The following is a 21827-nucleotide window of genomic DNA, read 5'->3' on the forward strand; positions in this document are numbered from 1 at the left end:
CCCGCCGCCTCCGGTGCGGAGGGGGCGGGCCGTCGCGAAGCACTGCGGGGCGGACTCAGATGAGGCCGAGCTCCTGGACCGCGTCGCGCTCCTCGACCAGCTCCTGGACCGAGGCGTTGATCCGGCCACGGGAGAAGTCGGAGATCTCCAGGCCCTGGACGATCTCGAACGCGCCGTCCTTGGTGGTGACCGGGAAGGACGAGATCAGACCGGCCGGCACGCCGTAGGAGCCGTCGGAGACGACACCCATGGAGGTCCAGTCGCCCGCGGCGGTGCCGTTGACCCAGGTGTGGACGTGGTCGATGGCGGCGTTGGCGGCCGAGGCGGCCGAGGAGGCGCCGCGGGCCTCGATGATGGCCGCGCCGCGCTTGGCGACGGTCGGGATGAAGTCGTTCTCCAGCCAGGCCTGGTCGGCACCGACGGCCTCGAAGGCCGGCTTGCCGGCGATCTCGGCCTGGAAGATGTCCGGGTACTGGGTGGCGGAGTGGTTGCCCCAGATGGTGACGCGCTTGATGTCGGAGACCAGGGTGCCGGTCTTGGCCGACAGCTGGCCGACCGCCCGGTTGTGGTCCAGACGGGTCATCGCGGTGAAGCGCTCGGCCGGCACGTCCGGGGCGTTGCGCTGGGCGATCAGGGCGTTGGTGTTGGCCGGGTTGCCGACGACCAGGACCTTGATGTCGTCCGCGGCGTTGTCGTTGATGGCCTTGCCCTGCGGACCGAAGATGCCGCCGTTGGCCTGCAGCAGGTCGCCGCGCTCCATGCCGGCGGTGCGCGGACGGGCGCCGACCAGCAGCGCGACGTTGGCGCCGTCGAAGGCCTCGTTCGGGTTGTCCGTGATCTTGATGTCGCGCAGCAGCGGGAACGCGCAGTCCACGAGCTCCATGGCGGTGCCCTCGGCGGCCTTGAGGCCCTGCGGGATCTCCAGGAGGCGGAGGTTCACCGGTACGTCGGCACCGAGCAGGTGGCCCGAGGCGATGCGGAAGAGCAGCGCGTAGCCGATCTGGCCGGCGGCTCCGGTGATGGTGACATTGACGGGGGTGCGGGTCATTTCTACCTTCTCCAGCAAATCGCCAGGTGCCCCAGGCACGTTCGGCGCGCCGGAGCCGAGGACGGTCTCTCGACATCGAGAGAACCGGCGTCAGGGTATCGCAAAGGGAAGCGTACGCCGCGGTCGCGGTCCCGGCTGGTGGGTCACGGACGACGACGGCCCCCGCCCGACGGGTCGGGCGGGGGCCGCGACGCCGCCCTGCGGGCGGCTCGGCGCGGTGGACGGCTCAGCGTCGTGGACGGCCGATCAGCTGGCCGATGTTGTCCAGCAGCGGCAGCTCCAGCCACGGGTTGGGCTGGGCCACCAGGGTCAGCAGCACGATCGACAGACCCAGGAAGGTCAGCACGATCACGTCGGTGAACCGGCTGCGGACCGCCAGCATGCCGACCTCGGGCAGCGCCAGCCGGAGCAGCGCGCCGAGCAGCACCCCGCCGCCGATGATGAGCAGCCCGTACTTGAAGCCGTCCTCGAAGTCCGCGAACCAGGTGACCGCGAGGCCGGCGCCGACCACCAGCAGGACCAGCGTTATCGGCCACTGCCGGACCGGCAGTGCGTGCTCACGGCCCAGCGCGGCCGCCGAGCCCTCGGGGGGCAGGGTGCCGGTGGTCTTGACCGGCCTGCGCCTGGTCCGCCGCGGTTCGCTCATCGTTCTCCGCCCTCGGGGTCAGCTGCCGGCGCGGCGCTCGGCCGCCACGACGATGTTGTTCAGCAGCATGGCGCGGGTCATCGGCCCCACACCGCCGGGGTTCGGGGAGATCCAGCCGGCCACCTCGGCCACGCCGGGGTGCACGTCGCCGACGATCTTGCCCTCGCTGCGGCTGACACCGACGTCCAGCACGGCCGCGCCGGGCTTGACGTCCTCCGGCTTGACCAGGTGCGGCACGCCCGCGGCGGCCACCACGATGTCGGCCTTCCGCAGGTGGTAGGCCAGGTCACGGGTGCCGGTGTGGCAGAGCGTGACGGTGGCGTTCTCGGAGCGGCGGGTCAGCAGCAGGCCGATCGAACGGCCGACGGTGACGCCGCGGCCGATCACGACCACCTCGGCACCGTCGATGGCCACGTCGTGGCGGCGCAGCAGCTCGACGATGCCGAGCGGGGTGCACGGCAGCGGGCCCTCGATGCCGAGCGCGAGCCGGCCGAGCGAGGTCGGGTGCAGGCCGTCCGCGTCCTTGTCCGGGTCCATCAGCTCCAGGACGGGGTTCTGGTCGAGGCCCTTGGGCAGCGGCAGCTGGACGATGTAGCCGGTGCAGGCCGGGTCGGCGTTGAGCTCGCGGACGACGTTCTCGACGTCCTCCTGGGTGGCCGTGGCGGGCAGCTCGCGCTGGATCGAGGCGATGCCGACCTCCGCGCAGTCGCGGTGCTTGCCGTTGACGTACCAGCGGCTGCCCGGGTCGTCGCCGACCAGGACGGTACCGAGGCCCGGCGTGACGCCCTTCGTCTTGAGGACCGCCACGCGGGCGGCGAGTTCGGACTTGATCGCGGCCGCGGTGGCCTTGCCATCGAGAATCTGCGCAGTCATGGCCCCATTCTCCCGGATCCCCGCAACCGTCCGCGCCACGGCCTCGTCGCCGTCCGGCCCACGGCTCACGAGCCGCCGGCGGCACCGCCCCGGGCACCGCCCCTGACATCGGTCCGGGCACCCGTCCGGGCACCGGTCCGGTCCCGTCCGGTCCCGTCCGCGCCGTGGCCGCGGCACCGCCGGTCACTCGGACCCGGGCCGTCGGGGCCCCGGGGGCCCCTCGGCAGGCCCGCGGCGGGCCCGTCCCGCGCTCCCGCGGGCCCGGGACGGGCACGGAACGTGCGGGTCACATTGCGGTTCCGCCACAGTCCGGTCCGACGCGCGGGCGCGGCTGGACAGCGCACGGCCGCCCGGTTGACGATGAGCGGGCATTCCCCGCCGCATCCGGCCCGGTGACGGGCCGACGGACAGACCCGGCGGGGGCGTACCCGGGGGAAGAACAGAGTGAGCCGACCAGATCGCACCGCGCCGACGACGACCTACCGCCGACGCGGGCCGCAGCCCGCCGCAGGGCCGTCACGCCCCCTGTTCGCGCCGTCCCCCCGGTCCTGAATCGGGGCGCACGCCGGGCTGTTCACGCCCCCGGTGTCAGTGCGCTCCGCTAGCGTCCCGTCCGACCGGCCACCCGATCCACCGGTCCGATCCGGGTCCTCCGTTGTCCCGTCCCCACCGTCCCCATCTGCCCGGAGGCATCGATGAGCTACCCGCCCGACCCGAACAACCCGTACAACCAGCCCCAGCAGCCGCAGCAGCCGCCGCAGGCCGGTTACGGCTACCCGCAGCAGGCCCCGCCGGCCGCCGGTTACGGCTACCCGCAGCAGCCGCCGCAGCAGCCGGCCTACGGCGTGCCGCAGCAGCAGGCGTACGCGTACGCGCCGGCGCCGGGCACCCTCCAGGCGAACAACGGCTACATCAGCATCGCCCAGCTGGGCACGGTGAAGCTCGCCACCATGGGCCAGCGGTTCCTCGCCCGCCTGATCGACGGCCTCGCGATCGGCGCGGTCATCGCGCTGGTGATGGCGCTCGGCCTGGCCAGCGCGCTGGGCATCGCCAAGGAGGCCGACGACTGCAGCACCTACCGCTACGGCAGCGCCTCGTACAACGACTGCCTCCAGCAGAACCAGGACGCCGCCGCCGGCTTCCTCGCCACCATGATGATCATGATCGGCGTACTGTCGGTGTTCAACCTGCTGTACGAGTGGCTGATGGTCTCCTTCGCCGGCGCCACCCTGGGCAAGCTGGCCCTGGGCCTGCGCGTGGTCAAGGAGAACACCGGTCAGGTCCCCGGCCTGGGCGGCGGCTTCATCCGCTTCATCATCCCGATCGTCGGCGCCTTCCTCTGCTACATCGGCGCCGTACTGGTCTACCTGTCGCCGTTCTTCGACAACTCCGGGAAGCTGCAGGGCTGGCACGACCGTGCCGCCGGCACCCTGGTGATCAAGAAGTAACGCGCGCCCGCACCAGGCACGACGGAGCGGCCCGGCCCCCTCACCGGAGGGGGCCGGGCCGCTCTGCCGTTCCGTCAGCCGTCCCGGTGGCGCGGCGTCACGCGCCGGGGCGTCAGTGGAAGAAGTGCCGGGTACCGGTGAGGTACATGGTCACGCCCGCCTCGGCGGCCGCCGCGACGACCTCCTCGTCCCGGATCGAACCGCCCGGCTGGACGATCGCCCGGACACCGGCGGCGATCAGGATCGCCGGCCCGTCCGCGAACGGGAAGAACGCGTCGGAGGCCGCGTACGAGCCCTTGGCCCGCTCGCCGGCCCGCTCGACCGCGAGCTTGCAGGAGTCCACCCGGTTGACCTGGCCCATGCCCACGCCCACCGAGGCGCCGTCCTTGGCCAGCAGGATCGCGTTCGACTTGACGGCCCGGCAGGCCCGCCAGGCGAAGGCCAGCTCGGCCAGCTCGGCCTCGGAGAGCGCCTCGCCGGTGGCCAGCGTCCAGGTCGCCGGGTCGTCGCCCTCGGCGTGCACCCGGTCGGCGTCCTGGAGCAGCACGCCACCGGAGATCTGGCGCACCTCCTGGCGGACGGCCGGGGCCTCGGGGGCCAGCAGCACCCGCAGGTTCTTCTTGCGGGCCAGCACCTCGACGGCGCCGTCCTCGTAACCGGGGGCCACCACGACCTCGGTGAAGATCGGGGCGATCTGCTCGGCCAGCGCCACGGTGACCGGGCGGTTCACGGCGATCACGCCGCCGTACGCCGAGGCCGGGTCGCACTCGTGCGCCTTGCGGTGCGCCTCGGCGACGTCGGCGCCGACCGCGATGCCGCACGGGTTGGCGTGCTTGATGATCGCGACGGCCGGCTCCGCGTGGTCGTGCGCGGCGCGGCGGGCGGCATCGGTGTCGACGTAGTTGTTGTACGACATCTCCTTGCCGTGCAACTGCTGCGCGCCGGCCAGGCCGCCGGTGCCGTCGGTGTAGAGCGCGGCGCCCTGGTGCGGGTTCTCGCCGTAGCGGAGCACGTTCTGGCGCTCGAAGGTGGAGCCGAGGAAGGCCGGGAACGCGTCCTCGGTCTCGGTGTAGCCGGAGGTCTCGAACCAGTCGGCCACCGCGACGTCGTAGGCCGCGGTGTGGGCGAAGGCCCGGGCGGCCAGCCGCTTGCGGGTCAGCAGGTCGAAGCCGCCGGACCGCACGGCCGCGAGCACGTCGGCGTAGCGGGCCGGGTCGACCACGACGGCCACCGAGGGGTGGTTCTTGGCGGCGGCGCGGACCATGCTCGGGCCGCCGATGTCGATCTGCTCGACGCACTCGTCCGGGGTGGCGCCGGAGGCGACGGTCGCCTTGAACGGGTAGAGGTTCACCACGACCAGGTCGAAGGGCTCGACGCCCAGCTCGACCAGCTGCTCACGGTGCGACTCCAGCCGCAGGTCGGCCAGCACGCCGGCGTGCACGCGCGGGTGCAGCGTCTTCACGCGCCCGTCCAGGCACTCCGGAAAGCCCGTCAGCTCGGAGACCTCGGTCACCGGGACGCCCGCGGCGGCGATCCGGCCTGCGGTGGAACCGGTGGAGACGATGGCGACCCCGGCGGCGTGCAGGCCCTGGGCCAGCTCCTCCAGACCGGTCTTGTCGTACACGCTGATCAGGGCGCGGCGGATCGGACGGACGTCCTCGGAGACAACGGGCGTGGTGGGAGCGGCGCTCATGCCGGAATCCATACCTTTCGGTCCTCGATGCGGTGACCCTCGCGGGCCAGCCGGCCCACGACGTCGACGAGCAGCTTGCGCTCGACAGTCTTGATGCGCTCGTGCAGCGCGTCGCCGCCATCGGCGTGGTCGGCGTCGAGAACCTCCACGACGCCCTGCGCGATGATCGGCCCGGTGTCGACGCCGGCGTCGACGAAGTGGACGGTGCAGCCGGTGACCTTCACCCCGTACGCCAGCGCGTCGGTGACGCCGTGGGCGCCGGGGAAGGCGGGCAGCAGCGCGGGGTGGGTGTTGACGATCCGCCCGGCGAAGGCCGCGATGAACTCGGGGCCGAGGATCTTCATGAAGCCGGCCGTGACGACCAGGTCCGGCTCGTACGCCCGCACCGAGTCGGTCAGCGCGCGGTCCCAGCCGGCCCGGTCCGCGAAGTCCTTCACCCGGTGCACGAAGACCGGCAGACCGGCACTTTCGGCACGCTCCAGGCCGGCGATGCCGTCGCGGTCCGCGCCCACGGCGAGGATCTCGGCGCCGAACTGCGGGTCGGCGGCGGCGTCGATCAGGGCCTGCAGATTGGTGCCGGAGCCCGAGACCAGCACCACCAGACGGGCCGGTCCGGGCGTGCGGGGCGGGAAGAGCTGAGCGGGGGCGGCGGCCACTGCGCGATTCTCCGTAGGTCGGTCGCCGTCCGCTGGTACGTCCACCGGCGGTGGGGCCACTACGAACGGCAGGTCGAGCGAGGGGGAACTCCGAGAAAACCCGCCGCGACGCGGGAGCCCGGGGAACCCGTGCGAGCTGCTGACCGTCACCACGATAACGGCTGGTCGGACGGCCTCCGAAACGCCCACTCGGGCTACGCGCGTAGCTGAGACCGGGATCTCGCCGGGCCGCCCGCCCGGCCCGGTCGGCCTCCGACGGCAGGCCGCCGAAGCCTCCCGCGTACGCCTGCGGGATCATAGGGTGGCGCGGGCATCCGCCCACCGACCGAGAAGGAATGGCCGAACCATGAGCAGCGGAGACGACACCGGCGAGCGCAACCCCTTCGCGCCGCCGCCGGCGGATGCCCCTGACCAGCCGTGGCGGCCGCGAGCTCCCCGCCCGAACGGGGGCGCCGACCGGCCCGACGGCCAGGACGGCGAGCCGGACGAGCGCCCGCTCGTCCCGCCGCCGCACCCGTGGAGCCCCGGCTACCAGGGCGGCGGCCGGAACCCCCGCCCGTCGGCACCCCAGCCGCCCAAGCTCGACCCGAACGACCCGGCCCAGCGCCGGGCCCGCAACGCCGCCCTGGCCGGCATGATCTCGCTGGTCTGCGCCTTCGCGTCGCTGCACTACGTCGCGCTGTTCGTCGGCGCGCTCGCCGTCTTCTGGGGCGTCTCCGCCATGCGGGCCCCCAAGCAGAGCTCCGGCGCGGGTACGGCGGGCGGGGGATCGGCAGGTCAGGCGCCGTCGGAGCCCTCCACGCCCAACCCCCTGACCCCGGCCGCCCTGGCCGGCATCCTCACCGGGGCGATGACGGTGGTCTTCGTCTCCTCGGTGCTCGGTCTCGCGGTCTACTACAACGACTACGTCACCTGCGTCCAGGACTCGCTGACCTCCAGCGCGGTCGACGGCTGCGACAAGCTCGCACCGCAGTGGTACGTGGACATCACCAAGACGAGCGAGTAGGCGACACCCGGCCGGCGGCCGGCGCGCGTTGCGGCGCGGCCCTCGGTCGAGGTCGGAGGGCCGGCGGTCCGAGGGCCCTGCGGTCGGAGGGCCCTGCGGTCGGAGGGCCCTGCGGTCCGAGGGCGGACCGCCGTCCGCGGTCGGTGTCCGGCGGCAGGGGGTCGATGCCGGGACGCCGGCACGGGCCCGTTCCGGCCGGTCCCTGCCGCGACTCACTCCGTGCGGCCCGCCCGGCCGGACAACCGGACCACCGCGGCGTACGACCGGGCGCGCAGCAGCAGCACGCCCCGGCGCGCGGTGAGGACGAGCGCGCCGGTCCCGGTCCGCCCGGCGGACGCCCGCAGGGCGCGGCCCCGGGTCACCAACGCGATCGGACCCGCCACCACCGCCACCCAGACCGTCGCGGCCAACCCCGTCGACCACGGCACCGGGCCGAGCCAGGCCATCCGCCCGCCCGCCAGCGCCCCGCCGGAGAGCCAGCCGAGCAGCCCCGCCCCGCCGCCGGTCAGCAGTGCGACCGCCAGCACCGCCGTCACCGTGGCGGACGCGTGCCACGGCGGCCTCGGACCCGGCCCGGTCTCCTCGCCCCGCCTCCGCTCCGGCGCCCCCGCTGCCGCCTCGGCCTCCGCCGGGCCCTCCGGGCGTCCGCCGGCCGCCGCCACCCGGCCCAGCAGGAGCCCCGGCACCACCCCCGCCGCCACGGGCAGCAGGCAGACCAGCAGCCGCCAACCGCCCGCCCCCGGGTCCGGCAGCAGCGCGAGCAGCGGGAACTCCGGCACCGGCCCGAGGACCGTCCGCGTCGGCGCGGCCACCGCTCCCGTGCCCACCGCGAACCCCGGCCCGAGCGCGTACGCCGCACCCCACAGCACCGCGTTCGGCAGCAGCACCACGCCGAGCAGCACCGTCCCCGCGACCGCCGCCGGGCCACCCGCCAGTGCCGCCGCCGGACGATCGCCGCCGTCCACCGCTGCCAGCAGAGCCGCCCCGGCCAGCACCGCCGAGCCCGCCGCCAGCAGCCCAGCCCCGGCCGCCAGCACCGCCACCCGGACCGTCTCCGATCCCCCCACCGGACGAATCACCGCCGGCGGCCGGACCGGCCCCGGCAACCGGGCCAGCACGCGCTCCCACCCACCCGACGGCAGGCGCACCGGCTCCCCGCGACGGGCACCCGCCGCCGTCGCCGCCCCGGCCAGTGCCGCGACGACCAGCAGATCCGGCAGCACCCGCGCGCGGAACTCCCCCGCACCCGCGCACTGCGCCACCACCCCGACCGCCACCGCGCAGTAACCGGCCCAGACCGCGAACGCGCCGCCCCGCCGGATCCGCCCCGCCCCGCCGGCTCCCGTCCGCGCACCCGCGCGGTACAGCTGGACCGTCGTCAGCAGTCCGAGCAGCAGCGGGGTCACCGTCAGCGGAGCCTCGGACGCCCCGCGCAGCACCGGCGCCCCGTGTCCGAGCAGCCAGAGCGCCCCCGCCAGTCGCGCCGCCCCGGTCGCACCGTCGTCCGCGTACGGGGTCACCACCCAGAGCCCGAGCACCGGGACGGCGACGGCGGCCAGCCCGATCAGGGCGGTCCGGACCCCCGCCAGCAGGGCGGACAACACCGGTCTGGCGCCCAGTTCGCCCGGCACTTCGAGGATCGGACGGCCCATCAGCTGCGTCATGCGGCTCATCGTGCCAAGGCGACTCGCCATGCTCCGTGAAGAGGCAAACCGCCGGGGTGTCCCAGATTATTGGCTTATGCGCATTTTCAGACCCTGCCCTCACGCCGCCGCCACCGACCCGGCCCGGAGCGTCTGATGACCAAGCCCCCGACCGCCGAGCGCCCCACCAGCCAGCCGACCCCCCCACCCTCACCGCAGAACGCCGGCGCGAAAGGCCGCCCCGGCAAGGCCAAGGCCGGACGCGGCCGGTCCGGGACCGCCAAGGCCCCGCCGAAGGAGACGCCCTCGGGAACCGCGCCGCAGGAGGAGGCCGCACGGCTGCTCGGCCGGTTGACGGCCCGTGAGGCCGAGGCCTTCGCCCACCTCGCGGCCGGCCGGGACCTCGCCGAGACCGCTACCGCACTCGGAGTCACCCCGACCACCGCCCGCAGCTACCAGCACCGGGCCCTGCGCAAGCTCGGCACCCGCACCCAGGCCGAGATCGTCGCCTTCGCCGCCCTGCTGGGCCCCGTAGGGCCCGAAAGGTCGACGTCGGCATTGACGTCGGCATCGGCAGCAGAGACGCCGACGGCCGTGTCGAAGGCTGTCCCGGCGGCCGACCCCGACCCGGCGCCGGACCCGGCCGGCGGCGCCGCCCCGGGAGGTGTCCGCACCGGCGACCCGGCTGCCGACGGTCGCCCGGCCCCCGACACACCCGCACCGGCGACCCGGGCCGACCGGACGTCAGCCGGTACGGCCGCCCCGGGGGCCGGGAGCGACGCACCCGGCGGCCGGGCCGTCCCGGCGGCCGGGTCGGCCCCGGCCCCCGGGAAGCAGTCGGCCGGCACCGGCACCGACAACGACAGCAAGGACGACGAGCCGACGGCCGCCGGGCCGGCCCCCGCGCGCCCCGGCGCCCCTGCACCGGGTGCCGCACCGGGCAAGCGGCCCGATCGGCCCGCCGCCGACCCGTCGGCGGCCCCCGGCGCCCGGCCCGCCGCCCCCGCGCAGGCCGGGGAGGGTGGGACGACCACCCCCGGCCGCCGCCCCGCCGAACGCCCGGCGGCGGGCATCCCCACCGCGTCCGCCGACGAGGCCGGCCCGCCGCCGGCCGCCGACGGGCGCCGTCCGGCAGCGGCGAGCACCGGCTCCGGCGCGGACGCTCCCACCGTCAGCGGCCCGCACACCGACCCGACCGTCGACCAGGGCGCCGGCGCGGACACCGGCGCGGGCTCCTTCGAGGAGCTGTACGAGAGGACGCACACCCGGCTCGTGCAGCAGACGTTCCTGCTCACCACCTGCAAGCACCGGGCCGTGCACTGCGTCGGGCGCGCGTTCGGGGAGGCGCGGCGGCGGTGGACGGAGGTGGTCGCGGCGGGCGCGCCGGAGCGGTGGGTGCGGACGCGGGCGTTCGAGCTGGCCCTCTCGCCGTGGCACCGGGGCGGGCCCCGGCGGGCGCACGCCTGGCGACTGCCGCACCGGCGGATCAAGGTGCGCCCGGCCGACGAGTCCCAGGCGGTGCTCCCGGACCACGACCGCCTCACCGACCGCGACCGCGCGCTGCTGAAGGCGCTCCGGCGACTCTCCCGCCCGCAGCGCCGGGCACTGGTGCTGCACGACGGCCTGGGCCTGCCGGCCGACGCGGTGGCGGTCGAGGTGGAGTCGACGGTGGCGGCGGCCGAGGGCCGGGTCTGGGCGGCCCGGACGTCGCTGGCGCACTGGGTGCCGGACCTGGTCGGGACGGACCCGGCGGCGGACGGGTTCGCCGACCGGCTGAGCGGGCTGCTGCACCGGGCGGCGGTGCGCGGGGCCCCGGAGCCGCACCGCCCGCCGGTGCCGCTGCTGCGGGCCCGGCACGGGCTGGTGAACGCGGGCCGGACGGGGGCGGCGGCGCTGCTCACGGTGGCGGTGGGCGGCGCGGTGGCGGCGACGCTCGCGGGCGGCGGGCCCGGGGAGCTGTTCCGGCCGGCCGATGCGCCGCCGCCGGTGCTCTGCGCGCCGGTCCCGACGCTCGCGACGGAGCCCGAGGCGCTGCTCCCGCTGCTCCCGGACGGGGCGCCCTCCGGGATCCGCAGCCTCTGGTGCTCGCCGACCCCGGGCCTGGAGCCGGTGGTGATGGATCCGCCGCCGCCCCGGCCCGACGATCCGTACCGGCCGCCGACGGCGGGGCGGGCGGCCGAGGCGCTGCCGCCGCCGGGCACGGTGGCCGTCGGTCCCCACCCGTGCCACGACTGGGCACTGCACCCGTGCGCGGCCGGTCGCTGAACCCCGGCCGCCGGGGCCGGGCGACGGCCCCGGAAAAGGCGAGCGCCCCCGCCCGGATCACCGGACGGGGGCGCTCGACATGAGCAGGAGCGTCAGCCCTTGAACAGCTCACGCGCCAGGCGGGCGGTCTCGGACGGCGTCTTGCCGACCTTGACACCGGCGGCCTCAAGGGCCTCCTTCTTCGCCTGGGCGGTGCCCGAGGAGCCGGAGACGATGGCGCCGGCGTGGCCCATGGTCTTGCCCTCGGGGGCGGTGAAGCCCGCGACGTAGCCGACGACCGGCTTGGTGACGTGCTCGGCGATGTAGGCCGCCGCACGCTCCTCGGCGTCGCCGCCGATCTCACCGATCATGACGATGAGCTCGGTCTCCGGGTCCTCCTGGAACGCCTTGAGGGCGTCGATGTGGGTGGTGCCGATGACCGGGTCACCGCCGATGCCCACGGCCGAGGAGAAGCCGATGTCGCGCAGCTCGTACATGAGCTGGTAGGTCAGGGTGCCGGACTTCGAGACCAGGCCGATCTTGCCGGCCTTGGTGATGTCGGCCGGGATGATGCCGGCGTTCGACTGTCCGGGGCTGATCAGACCGGGGCAGTTCGGGCCGATGATCCGGGTCACGTTGCCCTTCGAGCCGGCGTGGGCCCAGAAGGCGGCGGTGTCGTGCACCGGGACGCCCTCGGTGATGACGACGGCCAGGCCGATCTCGGCGTCGATGGCCTCGACGACGGCGTCCTTGGTGAACTTCGGCGGCACGAAGATGACGGTGACGTCGGCACCGGTCTTCTCGATGGCCTCGGCGACGGTGCCGAAGACGGGCACGTCGGTGCCGTCGACGTCGACCGTGGTGCCGGCCTTGCGCGGGTTGACACCGCCGACGATCTGGGTGCCGGAGGCGAGCATGCGGCGGGTGTGCTTCATGCCCTCGGAGCCGGTCATGCCCTGAACGATGACCTTGCTGTCCTTGGTAAGGAAGATAGCCATGGTGTGAAAGTCCCCTTCCTTACTTGTTGGCCAGCTCGGCGGCGCGGTCGGCCGCACCGTCCATGGTGTCCACGCGCTGGACCAGCGGGTGGTTGGCGTCGTCGAGGATCTTGCGACCCAGCTCCGCGTTGTTGCCGTCGAGGCGGACGACGAGCGGCTTGGTGACGGCCTCGCCCTTCGACGCGAGCAGCTCCAGGGCCTGCACGATGCCGTTGGCGACGGCGTCGCACGCGGTGATGCCACCGAAGACGTTGACGAAGACCGACTTGACGTCGGGGTCGCCCAGGATGATCTCCAGGCCGTTCGCCATCACCTCGGCGGAGGCACCGCCGCCGATGTCGAGGAAGTTGGCGGGCTTGACGCCGCCGTGGTTCTCGCCCGCGTAGGCGACCACGTCGAGGGTGCTCATGACGAGACCCGCGCCGTTGCCGATGATGCCGACCTCGCCGTCGAGCTTGACGTAGTTGAGGCCCTTGGCCTTGGCGGCGGCCTCCAGCGGGTTGGCCGCGGCCTTGTCCTCGAGCGCCTCGTGCTCCGGCTGGCGGAACTCGGCGTTCTCGTCCAGGGAGACCTTGCCGTCGAGCGCGATGATCTTGCCGTCACCGGACTTGATCAGCGGGTTGACCTCGACGAGGAGGGCGTCCTCCTTGATGAAGACGACCCAGAGCTTCTGCAGGACATCGGCGACCTGGTCGGCGATCTCGGCCGGGAACTTCGCGGCGGCGACGATCTCGGCGGCCTTCTCCGGGGTCACACCCTCGTTGGCGTCGACCGGGATCTTCGCGAGCGCCTCCGGGTTCTGCTCCGCGACGACCTCGATCTCCACACCGCCCTCGACGCTGGCCATGGCCAGGAAGGTGCGGTTGGTGCGGTCGAGCAGGAAGGAGACGTAGTACTCCTCCTTGATGTCCGCGGTCTGGGCCAGCATCACCTTGTGAACGGTGTGGCCCTTGATGTCCATGCCGAGGATCGCCCCGGCCTTGGCGACGGCGTCCGCCGGGTCGGCGGCGAGCTTGACGCCACCGGCCTTGCCTCGGCCACCCACCTTCACCTGAGCCTTGACGACGGCGCGGCCGCCGAAGCGCTCCGCGATGGCGGCAGCGTCTGCGGCGGTCTCGATGACATCACCGTCAAGCACGGGCACGCCGTGCTTGGCGAAGATGTCCCTCGCCTGGTACTCGAACAGGTCCACGTGTTTGTCCTTGTTCGTGGTCGCGGATTGTGTCTCTACGAGCGTGCCACGGCAGGATCTTCGCTGCGGGTCGTCGGGGCGGTGCGGGTACGCAGAGGTACGGCCTTGCGGCCCACACAGCCACGGGCGCACACGTCAATCAACACGCGCGTCACGTCCGTCTGGCAGGTTATCGCCGTACGACGGGCGTGTTTCGCCCGGGACCGGCCCGTCTTTGGTGAGAACCATCACAGAAAGCCTACGGGCGCACGCCGGGCGCTCTGACCGGCGGGTCAGCCGAGCCGTGCCACTCCTTCCCTCGTCCGGGTGAACCCGGCTCCGCAGCGTTAACGCCCCCCCTGGTCCGGCCCCCGATCACGTACCTCGTTCACGCGCCTCGTTCACGCCCCCTGGTCCGGGACCGGGACCGGGCGCTTCTCGATCGCCGCGGCCATGATCTCCGGGAAGACGTCGGGCGTGCAGGCGAAGGCCGGGGCTCCCAGCGCGGCCAGGGCGGCGGCGTGCGCGTGGTCGTAGGCGGGCGCGCCCTCGTCGGACAGCGACAGCAGCGCGATGAACTGGACCCCCGCCGCCTTCATCACGGCGACCCGCTTGAGCATCTCGTCCCGGATGCCGCCCTCGTAGAGGTCGCTGATCAGCACCACGATCGTCTCCGACGGCCGGGTGATCCTGGACTGGCAGTAGGCGAGCGCGCGGTTGATGTCGGTGCCGCCGCCCAGCTGGGTGGCGAACAGCACGTCGACCGGATCGGCCAGCTGCTCGGTGAGGTCGACCACCGAGGTGTCGAAGACGACCAAGCGGGTGTCGAGGCTCTTCATCGAGGCGAGCACCGCGCCGAAGACCGCCGAGTGCACCACCGAAGGCGCCATGGAGCCGGACTGGTCGATGCAGAGGATGACGTCCTTCCTCACCGCGCGCTGCGCCCGGGCGTGGCCGACCAGCCGCTCGGGGACGACGGTGCCGTACTCGGGGAGGTAGTTCTTCAGGTTGGCCCGGACGGTGCGGTCCCAGTCGATGTCGCGGTGGCGCGGCCGGTTGACCCTGGCGCTGCGGTCCAGCGCGCCCCCGAGGGTGGCCCGGGTGCGGTCGGCGAGCCGGCGCTCCAGCCGGGCGACGACCTTGCCGACCACCGCGCGGGCGGTCTCGCGGGTGGTCTCGGGCAGCGCGTGCTTGAGCGAGAGCAGGGTGCCGACCAGGTGGACGTCCGGCTCGACGGCCTCCAGCATCTCCGGCTCCAGCAGCAGCTGCTCCAGCCCGAGCCGGGTGATGGCGTCCTGCTGCATCAGCTGGACGACGGTGGCCGGGAAGTACTCCCGGATGTCGCCCAGCCAGCGGGCCACCTGCGGGGCCGAGCCGCCCAGGCCCGCGGCCCGCCGGCCGGTCCGGCCGACGGCGCGGCCCTCCTCCGGGGTGCCCCGGTAGAGCGCGGCGAGCGCGCCGTCGATCGCGGCGTCCCGGCCGCGCAGGGTCCGGCCGGTGCCGTCCGCCTCGCCGCCGAGGACCAGTCGCCAGCGGCGGAGCCGCTCGTCGGCGTCGAGGGGGGTGGCACCGGGGGTGGTGCCTGCGGTGGTGGCTGCCATCGGGTGCTCCTTCGCGGTCGAACGCGGATCAGGTGTCGCGGGCCCCGGCCTGCCGGGGGATCCTCGGCCGGTGGCCGGGGCGGTCCGGGGCCGGAGCCAGGCCGAGCAGCAGGGCGACCGCGGGCAGGGCCGCCTGCGCCCTGGCCGGGTCCAGCTCGACCGTGCCGTCGGCCGGTCCGGCCGGTTCGGCGTCGAGCGGTCCGGCCGCCACCCGGCTGCCCACGGTGGTGCGGACGCCCGTCTCCAGGGTGGCGAAGGTCCGGCGGAGCAGGGGCAGCACGTCGGTGAAGGTGTCCACCGACACGCCGGCCAGCCAGGCGTCGAGCAGGCCCAGCAGGCGCGGGTCGTGGAGCAGCAGGGCGCCGCCGCCGGTGAGGAAGCCCTCGATCCAACCGGCCGCGTCCGCCGGGCTGCCGGCGGCGGAGAGGACCAGGCCGAGCCGCCGGCCGGCCTCCTCCGGGTCGAGCCGGCCGTCGTCCAGCAGCAGCCGGACGGCCCGCCCCCGGAGCAGGCCGGGGACACCGGTGGCCGGTCCGCCCGCCGGCTCGCGCCGGGCGAGCGCGCGCAGCGTGTCGGCCCACCGGTCGGCGAGGCCGCCGGCCTCGTCCAGCAGGCCGATCGCGCCGTGCGCCTCGTCGAGGTGGCCGCGCATCAGTGCCGCGCCCGCCGCGTCCAGGCCGGTGGAGGCGGGCGGCAGACCGATGCAGATCCGGTCGGCGAGCCCGCCGGCCACCTCGTCGAGCGCGCCGTGGTCGGTGCCCCGGACGTCTCCGTAGCGCAGCGCGCGGACCAGGGCGGGCAGCGCGCGGGCGAGGTGGACGACGTCGGTGTCGAGGGCTGCGCAGTCGGCGAGCACCCGCATCACCTCGGGCAGCGCGTCGGCCAGCCCGGCCACCAGGCAGGACTCGACGAGGGAGGTGAGTTCGGCGAGTTCGACGGCGGCGCGGGCGGTGCCGACCGCCTTGCCGGCGGCGGCCCGTTCGACGGTGGTGCCCCACTGGGCGGCCTCGGCGATCCGGACGGCGAACTCGGGCTGCCAGCAGAGTCGCCAGCTCTCCCGGAACGTCCCGGTGGAGGCCACCGCGGACCGCGCCGGTACGCCCCAGTCGACGCCGAGCAGGCGGAGCCGGTGCAGGAGCCGGGAGCGGGCCGCGTCGTTCTCCTTGCGCAGGTCGAGGTCCAGCTCGCGCGGCTCGGCCTCGGGCTTGAGCCGCAACGTGCGCTGCCAGCGGGTGAGGTCGCGCTGGAGCGGGACGGCCGGCGCGCCGTCGGGCACCTCGCCGAGCGCGTCGCCGATCACCAGCCGGTCCCGGACCAGGGCCAGGGCGACGTCCGAGCCGTCGCACATCACCGACCGGACGGCGTCCAGCGCCTCGGTGAGCCCGGCGAGCGGGCGGCCGCGCATGACGGCGAGCGCGCGGGCCAGCCGGACGGCCTCGATGACGTGGGCGGAGGAGACCGGGTGGTCCTCGGCGCGGAGCAGACCGGCGGCCCGGGTGAGCCACTCGGGCAGCGGGTCGCCCTCGGCCCGGAAGAGGTGGTGGTACCAGCCCGGGGAGACGATCCCGGCGCCGTAGCCGCTGAGCTGGGAGAGCCGGCGGTGCGTCCAGGGCACCCAGGTGATCTCGGTCCGGACCTTCCTCGGCAGTCCGGCGAGCACCGCCCGGTCGTGCGCCACGGTGGGCATGACGGCCAGTGCGGGGACGTGGAAGGCCCCGCAGACCACGGCGATCCGCCGGTGGCCGGCCCGGCGGGCGGCGCGGATCTGCTGGCGCATGTGCGCCTCGCGCTGTTCGTCGTGCCGGGTGACGCCGCCGCCGTCCTCGCGCAGCGCCGTCATCGCCTCGGCGACGGCCTCGAAGGGCGCGAGGGCGTCGGCGCCGGGCAGCCGGTGCTCGACGACGTCCTCCCACCAGCGCTCCGGGTCGTCGTGGCCGGCCGCCTCGGCCAGCCTGGCGATCGGGTCGCGCCGGAGGCCGGGGTCCGCCTCCGCGACGCCCCCGTCCGCGCCGCCGTCCGCGTCGCCCTCGGGGGGCTCCGAGGGCTCGGAGCCGGCGAAGCCGTAGGCGGCCGGCAGGTCGATGAAGCGCACCGGGACGCCGAGTTCGGCCGCGTACCGGATCGCCACCCACTCCGGCGAGAACGCGGCGTACGGCCAGAACGCCGCCCGGGCCGGGTCGTCCGCCGCGTGGGCCAGCAGGGCGACCGGCGGCACCATCTCCTTGTCGGCGGCCAGTCCGAGGATCGGATCGGCCTCCGGCGGGCCCTCGACCAGCACCGCGTCCGGCCGCAGCAGTTCCAGCGCGGCGGCCACCGCGCGGGCCGAGCCCGGCCCGTGGTGCCGTACGCCGAGCAGCGTCACCTCTGCGCTCATCGCGCCCTCCCTCCCGATGTCGGTTCCGGTCGTGCTGGTCAGCGGGCGTTCTCGCGGGCGGCGCGGTAGAAGTCCTTCCAGCCGTCCCGCTCGCGGACCACGCCCTCGACGTACTCGCGCCAGACCACCTGGTCGGCGACGGGGTCGCGGACCACGGCACCGATCACGCCGGCAGCGACGTCGCCGGCCCGGAGCACGCCGTCGCCGAAGTGGGCGGCGAGTGCCAGGCCGTTGGTGACCACCGAGATCGCCTCGGCCGTGGAGAGGGTGCCGCTGGGCGTCTTCACCTTGGTCCGGCCGTCGGCGGTGATCCCGGCCCGCAGCTCCCGGAACACGGTCACCACGCGCCTGATCTCCTCGGCGCCGCCCGGCAGTTCGGGCAGTTGCAGGGAGCGGCCGAGCTGCTCGACCCGGCGGGTGACGATGTCGACCTCCTCCTCCAGCGACCCCGGCAGCGGCAGCACCACGGTGTTGAAGCGGCGGCGCAGGGCGCTCGACAGCTCGTTCACGCCCCGGTCCCGGTCGTTGGCGGTGGCGATCAGGTTGAAGCCCCGGACGGCCTGCGTCTCCGAGCCCAGCTCCGGGATCGGCAGCGTCTTCTCCGACAGGATGGTGATCAGACTGTCCTGGACGTCCGCCGGAATGCGGGTCAGTTCCTCGACCCGGGCGATCTTCCCGTCCGCCATCGCCCGCATCAGCGGCGAGGGCACGAGCGCCTCCCGGCTGGGCCCGTTGGTGAGCAGCTGCGCGTAGTTCCAGCCGTACCGGACGGCCTCCTCCGGGGTACCGGCGGTGCCCTGGACCAGCAGGGTGGAGTCACCGCTGATCGCCGCGGCGAGGTGCTCGGACACCCAGGTCTTGGCGGTGCCGGGCACACCGAGCAGCAGCAGCGCCCGGTCGGTCGCCAGCGTCGTGACGGCGACCTCGACCACCCGGCGCGGGCCGATGTACTTGGGCGTGATCACGGTGCCGTCCGGGAGTTCGCCGCCCAACAGGTAGGTGGCGACCGCCCACGGCGACAGGCTCCAGCGCTCCGGACGCGGACGGTCGTCCTGTCCGGCCAGCGCGGCCAGCTCGGCGGCGAAGGCGTCCTCGGCGTGCTGCCGCAGGACGTCGGTCGTGACGTCGGTCATCGGGACTCCTTCGGGTCGGCCGCCGGGCACACGGGTGGCGGGGCGGCGAGTCGTCGGGGGGAGCCAGGTCGGCGTCCCGGCCTGTGGGAACCACCCTGCACCGGACCACTGACAATCCTGACCGGACCTCAGTTCGGGCCGCCCGACTGTCAGTCCCCCCGCCTACCGTCGTCGGCATGGAGGATCGCTGGAGCACCGAACACGTCCTGTCCCTGGCGCCCGACGCCACCTCGAAGAAGGCCGCGGGCAAGCTCTCGGCGCCCGCACCCTGGTCGGCCACGGGCAGCGACGGTGACGCGGTCTGGGGCGAGTGCCGGGGCAGCGGCAGCACGCCGTACCGGACGGTCGTCGAACTCGCCACGCCCGCCTACCGGTGCAGCTGCCCGAGCCGGAAGTTCCCGTGCAAGCACGCGCTCGGTCTCCTCCTGCTCTGGAGCTCCGCCCCCGACGCCGTGCCCGCCGCCGCCGAACCCGCCGACTGGGCCGCCGAGTGGCTGAAGGACCGCCAGGACCGCGCCGAGCGGCCCGCCGTGAAGGCGGAGACCCCCGCCGACCCGGCCGCCGCCCGCCGACGCGCCGAGAAGCGCTCCGCCCGCGTCGCGGCGGGCGCCGCCGAACTGCGGCTGCGGCTGGCCGACCGGGTCCGGCACGGCCTCGCCGACCAGTCCGCCGCCGGCCCCTGGGAGGAGGTCGCCGCGCGCATGGTGGACGCCCAGGCACCCGGTCTGGCCACCCGTGTCCGCGAGCTCGACTCCGCCCCGCCCCACGGCCTCCTGGAGGAATACGCCATGCTCCACCTGCTCGCCACCGCCGCCACCCGGGTCGACGAACTGCCCGCGCCGCTCGCCGCCACCGTCCGCGCCAGGCTCGGCTACACCACCGACGCCGCCGACCTGCTGGCCGGTCCCACCGTCCGCGACCGCTGGCTGGTCCTCGGCAGCCGGACGTCCCCGATGGAGGGAGGCTCCGACGACCGGCTCACCACCCGGCGGCTCTGGCTGCGCGGCGCCAAGACCGGCCGGCCCGCCCTGCTGCTCGCCTTCGGCCGCCCCGGTCAGGCCCCCGACCTCGCCCTGCCCACCGGCCGGCTGGTCGAGGCCGAGCTGGCCTTCCACCCCGGCGCCCGCCCGCTGCGGGCCGCCCTCGGCACCCGGTACGGCGCCCCCGAGGCCGCCCCCGACGGCCCGCCGACCGGTCTGACCGTCGCCGAGGCCGTCGCCGGCTACGGCACCGCCGTCGCCGACGACCCCTGGCTGGACGCCTGGCCGACCACCCTCACCGACGTCGTCCCCGTCCTCTCCCCCGAGGGCTGGCACCTCACCGACGGACGGCACACCCTCCCGGTCCACCGCGCCGCCACCCCGGAGGCCGCCCTCTGGCGTCTCGCCGCCGTCTCCACCGGCCGCCCGCTCACCGTCTTCGGCGAGTACGGCCACCGCGGCTTCGCCCCCGTCACCGCCTGGGGCCCGGACGGCCGCCCGATCGGCCTCACCACCGCCTGATGTCGACCGACCGCCTCACCGGAGGAGCCCCCGTGCCCGACCCCTGGGAGTCCCTGCACACCGCCGCCCTGCTCGGCACCGACCGCCGCCCGCTCCCCGCGCCGGACCAGTCCGCCCCGTACGCCCACGAGGTCGACCGCACCGACCCGGCCGCCGCGCTGCTCGAACTCGCCGCGCTGGAGACGGTCCGCCGCCGCGCCGGTGCGCTCCCCACCCCCGCCGCCGGGCCGCCCGCAGCACCCGCCCCCGAGGACGGCCGCCCCGAACTGCCGGCCCCGGCCGCCCGCCGCCTCGCCCTGCTGCTCTCCAGCCGCGGCACCGGCGGCGGCGTCCTCGCCAACCTCGGCGAGCTGCTCCCGCAGTGGCTGGCCACCGCCCGCGCCCGCGGCTTCCGCCCGCCCGCCGCCACCGTCCCCGCCCTGCTGGACGCCGCCCGGGCCCGCAGCGAGCTGCGCCCCGACGCGGTCGCGCTGGCCGGCCCGCTCGGCCGCTGGCTCGCCGGCCTCAACCCGGACTGGCGGTTCGTCCTGCGCACCGCCGCCGGGGCGCCGGAGAGCCCCGGCCCGGCCACCGGGGACGACCACCTCTGGCACGAGGGACTGTTCGCCGAGCGCGTCACCCATCTGACCCTGCTCCGCCGCCGGGAGCCGGCCGCCGGCCTCGCCCTGCTGCGGAGCACCTGGCCCACCGAGCGCGCCGAGGACCGGCTGCTGTTCCTGGACGCCCTCCAGGAGGGCCTCTCGCCCGCCGACGAACCCTTCCTGGAGGCGGCGCTCGGCGACCGCAGCAAGAACGTCCGGGCCACCGCCGCCGAGCTGCTCTCCACGCTCCCCGGCTCCGCGCTCGCCGCCCGGATGGCCGAGCGCGCCCGCGCCGCCGTCCACCTCTCCGAGCACGGCACCCACCTGCTGGTCACCCCGCCCGCCGAGTGCGACGCGGCCATGCAGCGCGACGGCATACCGCCCCAGTCGCCCACCGGGCGCGGCGAACGGGCCTGGTGGTTCGGCGAGGTGATCGCCGCCGCGCCGCTCGCCGTCTGGCCGGGGCACACCGGCCTGGCGCCCGCCCGGCTGCTCACCCTGCGGGTCGGCGACTCCATCGACGAGACCAGCAGCACCTGGGCCGACGACCTGCGCGAAGCCTGGGCCCGGGCCGCCGTCCGCCAGCAGGACGCCGACTGGGCGCGCGCGCTGCTCGGCCCCGCGCCCTCCCCCTTGCCCGGTCCCGGCCGGACCGCACGGAGCGCCCGCACCACCGGCGCCCCCGCCAAGCTGCTCGCCGTGCTCCCGCCCGCCGAACGGGCCGCCTGGACGGCCGCCTTCATCGAGGCGCACGGCCTGGGCGAGGCCTTCCAGCTGCTCGGTGCCTGCGCGACCCCGTGGACGCCGCCGCTCTCCACCGCCGTGGTGACCGCACTGGCCCGGGCCGCCGCGTCCGGCGCCTACCCGTGGAGCCACAGCGGGGTGCTCGGCATGACCGAGCGCGCGCTCTCCCCCCGGACCGCCGACGCCGTCGAGGCACTGGCCACCGACGCCGCGCCCGGCACCGCCTGGGGCGAGACCTTCGCCCGGTTGGCCGGCACCCTGCGCTTCCGCGAGGCGATGCTCGCCGAGCTGGCCGTGCCCGTGGACGCCGCCTGACGGGCGGGAGCCGGCTAGCTGTATTGATCACGAGCGTTGTTGACAGTGGTCGGGCTTGATCAAACGTAAAGACCTCCGGTGTGGTGGAGCTGTCTAGGACTGCACCGCACCGGAGGTCTTCGTGTCCCACCGTAACGCCCGCCTGACCGTG

16 protein-coding genes are annotated in these 21827 nt (G+C 75.2%); 5 read left to right on the forward strand and 11 right to left on the reverse strand.

Annotation, left to right across the window (positions count from 1 at the left end; genetic code table 11):
* Positions 1-55 precede the first annotated feature (55 nt).
* From PUR56_RS03105 to PUR56_RS03115, 3 genes are all read right to left on the reverse strand, one after another.
* Positions 56-1048 (reverse strand): malate dehydrogenase, encoded by a 993-nt coding sequence (locus tag PUR56_RS03105; RefSeq protein WP_329885322.1) that lies wholly within the window; start codon positions 1046-1048, stop codon positions 56-58.
* A 226-nt stretch (positions 1049-1274) separates the two neighbouring features.
* Positions 1275-1694, reverse strand: a complete 420-nt coding sequence (locus PUR56_RS03110; RefSeq protein ID WP_329885323.1) for a DUF3017 domain-containing protein — start codon at positions 1692-1694, stop codon at positions 1275-1277.
* 18 nt (positions 1695-1712) lie between these two features.
* On the reverse strand, positions 1713-2567 hold the full coding sequence (locus PUR56_RS03115; protein WP_329885324.1) for a bifunctional methylenetetrahydrofolate dehydrogenase/methenyltetrahydrofolate cyclohydrolase: 855 nt from the start codon (positions 2565-2567) through the stop codon (positions 1713-1715).
* A gap of 695 nt (positions 2568-3262) precedes the next feature.
* On the opposite strand from PUR56_RS03115, the gene PUR56_RS03120 reads away from it, so the two are divergent.
* On the forward strand, positions 3263-4015 hold the full coding sequence (locus tag PUR56_RS03120) for an RDD family protein (RefSeq protein ID WP_329885325.1): 753 nt from the start codon (positions 3263-3265) through the stop codon (positions 4013-4015).
* Positions 4016-4127: 112 nt separating this feature from the next.
* Here PUR56_RS03120 and purH read toward each other — a convergent pair whose 3' ends face one another.
* Both purH and purN read right to left on the reverse strand, forming a co-directional pair.
* Positions 4128-5708, reverse strand: coding sequence for a bifunctional phosphoribosylaminoimidazolecarboxamide formyltransferase/IMP cyclohydrolase (gene purH / locus PUR56_RS03125; protein ID WP_329947738.1), 1581 nt, complete (start codon positions 5706-5708; stop codon positions 4128-4130).
* On the reverse strand, positions 5705-6364 hold the full coding sequence (purN, locus tag PUR56_RS03130; RefSeq protein ID WP_329947739.1) for a phosphoribosylglycinamide formyltransferase: 660 nt from the start codon (positions 6362-6364) through the stop codon (positions 5705-5707). The genes purH and purN overlap by 4 nt, the downstream gene beginning before the upstream one ends.
* Before the next feature lie 346 nt (positions 6365-6710).
* Between purN and PUR56_RS03135 the strand changes: the two genes are divergently transcribed.
* The gene (locus PUR56_RS03135; protein ID WP_329885328.1) at positions 6711-7370 is read left to right on the forward strand and encodes a hypothetical protein; all 660 of its coding nucleotides are present in this window, start codon (positions 6711-6713) and stop codon (positions 7368-7370) included.
* A gap of 212 nt (positions 7371-7582) precedes the next feature.
* Here the strand turns inward: PUR56_RS03135 and PUR56_RS03140 are convergent, their stop codons facing one another.
* Positions 7583-9034: a cell division protein PerM gene (locus PUR56_RS03140; protein ID WP_329947740.1), complete on the reverse strand. Its 1452-nt coding sequence runs from the start codon at positions 9032-9034 to the stop codon at positions 7583-7585.
* Positions 9035-9169: 135 nt separating this feature from the next.
* Between PUR56_RS03140 and PUR56_RS03145 the strand changes: the two genes are divergently transcribed.
* Entirely contained in the window at positions 9170-11278 is a 2109-nt protein-coding gene (locus PUR56_RS03145; protein WP_329947741.1) for a sigma factor-like helix-turn-helix DNA-binding protein, read from the forward strand.
* Positions 11279-11370: 92 nt separating this feature from the next.
* Here PUR56_RS03145 and sucD read toward each other — a convergent pair whose 3' ends face one another.
* The 5 genes from sucD to PUR56_RS03170 form a co-directional block, all read right to left on the reverse strand.
* Positions 11371-12255, reverse strand: a complete 885-nt coding sequence (gene sucD / locus PUR56_RS03150) for a succinate--CoA ligase subunit alpha (RefSeq protein WP_329885331.1) — start codon at positions 12253-12255, stop codon at positions 11371-11373.
* Positions 12256-12274: 19 nt separating this feature from the next.
* Positions 12275-13447 carry an ADP-forming succinate--CoA ligase subunit beta gene (sucC, locus tag PUR56_RS03155; protein ID WP_329885332.1) on the reverse strand — a complete coding sequence of 391 codons (1173 nt, stop codon included), beginning with the start codon at positions 13445-13447 and terminating at the stop codon, positions 12275-12277.
* 380 nt (positions 13448-13827) lie between these two features.
* Positions 13828-15027: a VWA domain-containing protein gene (locus PUR56_RS03160; protein WP_329947742.1), complete on the reverse strand. Its 1200-nt coding sequence runs from the start codon at positions 15025-15027 to the stop codon at positions 13828-13830.
* A 28-nt stretch (positions 15028-15055) separates the two neighbouring features.
* Complete coding sequence (locus PUR56_RS03165; RefSeq protein WP_329947743.1) at positions 15056-17401, reverse strand: DUF5682 family protein; 2346 nt, start codon at positions 17399-17401, stop codon at positions 15056-15058.
* A gap of 38 nt (positions 17402-17439) precedes the next feature.
* Positions 17440-18534, reverse strand: a complete 1095-nt coding sequence (locus PUR56_RS03170) for an ATP-binding protein (RefSeq protein ID WP_329885335.1) — start codon at positions 18532-18534, stop codon at positions 17440-17442.
* A 176-nt stretch (positions 18535-18710) separates the two neighbouring features.
* On the opposite strand from PUR56_RS03170, the gene PUR56_RS03175 reads away from it, so the two are divergent.
* Together PUR56_RS03175 and PUR56_RS03180 are read left to right on the forward strand one after the other, a co-directional pair.
* The gene (locus PUR56_RS03175; RefSeq protein WP_329947744.1) at positions 18711-20036 is read left to right on the forward strand and encodes an SWIM zinc finger family protein; all 1326 of its coding nucleotides are present in this window, start codon (positions 18711-18713) and stop codon (positions 20034-20036) included.
* Positions 20036-21676, forward strand: coding sequence for a DUF5691 domain-containing protein (locus tag PUR56_RS03180; RefSeq protein ID WP_329947745.1), 1641 nt, complete (start codon positions 20036-20038; stop codon positions 21674-21676). The genes PUR56_RS03175 and PUR56_RS03180 overlap by 1 nt, the downstream gene beginning before the upstream one ends.
* The last annotated feature ends 151 nt before the right edge of the window (positions 21677-21827 follow it).

The sequence above is a fragment of the Streptomyces sp. BE303 genome, assembly GCF_036290945.1.
Classification (GTDB): domain Bacteria; phylum Actinomycetota; class Actinomycetes; order Streptomycetales; family Streptomycetaceae; genus Kitasatospora.